Genomic DNA, 1,113 nt, shown 5'->3' with positions numbered 1-1,113 from the left:
CTAAACTTGATTTTAAAGATAAAGCTTATAATGTGCTTTATAATACAGGAGTTTAAATGGGAGAAGATATTACATTTTCTATTTTTTGGGGTTTATTTGGATTTATTCTTGCTTTTACTAATATAAAATTTTATCTTACAACTTTAAGTGTTCTTATTGCCTTTTCTATTTTAAATTATTGGATGAGAATTAACATAAAAGAATTTGTAAAATCTTATTTTTTAGTATATTTTATTATCTTTTTTATGGCTATTGTTATCATATTTTATCTTACCTATGGTATTGAAACTTCTAGGGATCTTGCATTACTTAGCTCTCTAGAAGCTAAAGAATTGTCACCGCAAGAATATAAAGCATATAATTATTTTGGATTTTTGACTTGTATAACTATGTTTTTTTTTACAATCACATTTTTTATACTTCCTTGTTTATTGCAAGCTTATTTATTTAAATGTTATAGCACAGAAGAAAAACGCAAAAAATTAAGTTGGTTTATAGGGTTTTTATGCAATATTATTATATTAATTGCAAGTGTGTATGTGGTATATGAAAATCTTTAAAGACTATCAAAAATTCACTCCTTATGGTTTGGATTTTAGACTTTATAGTAAAGATTTTATCACTAAACTTGATTTTAAAGATAAAGCTTATAATGTGCTTTATAATACAGGAGTTTAAATGGGAGAAGATATTACATTTTCTATTTTTTGGGGTTTATTTGGATTTATTCTTGCTTTTACTAATATAAAATTTTATCTTACAACTTTAAGTGTTCTTATTGCCTTTTCTATTTTAAATTATTGGATGAGAATTAACATAAAAGAATTTGTAAAATCTTATTTTTTAGTATATTTTATTATCTTTTTTATGGCTATTGTTATCATATTTTATCTTACCTATGGTATTGAAACTTCTAGGGATCTTGCATTACTTAGCTCTCTAGAAGCTAAAGAATTGTCACCGCAAGAATATAAAGCATATAATTATTTTGGATTTTTGACTTGTATAACTATGTTTTTTTTTACAATCACATTTTTTATACTTCCTTGTTTATTGCAAGCTTATTTATTTAAATGTTATAGCACAGAAGAAAAACGCAAAAAATTAAGTTGG

3 protein-coding genes are annotated in these 1,113 nt (G+C 23.8%); all 3 read left to right on the top strand.

All coding sequences use genetic code 11. The annotated features are described in order from the left end of the window. Window positions 1–56 precede the first annotated feature (56 nt). Window positions 57–560, top strand: coding sequence for a hypothetical protein (locus AJ885_RS07835; protein WP_070274789.1), 504 nt, complete (start codon window positions 57–59; stop codon window positions 558–560). Further along, a complete protein-coding gene (locus AJ885_RS10730) occupies window positions 547–678 on the top strand; it encodes a hypothetical protein (protein WP_016818322.1) in 132 nt (43 codons plus the stop codon). Before AJ885_RS07835 ends, AJ885_RS10730 begins: the two co-directional genes overlap by 14 nt. Beyond that, window positions 679–1,113 (top strand): hypothetical protein (locus tag AJ885_RS07830; RefSeq protein ID WP_070281062.1); only part of this gene is annotated, 435 nt, incomplete at its 3' end.

This window comes from Campylobacter sp. BCW_6464 (assembly GCF_001762775.1).
GTDB lineage: Bacteria > Campylobacterota > Campylobacteria > Campylobacterales > Campylobacteraceae > Campylobacter_D > Campylobacter_D jejuni.
This window is presented reverse-complemented; position numbering and strand designations above follow the sequence as displayed.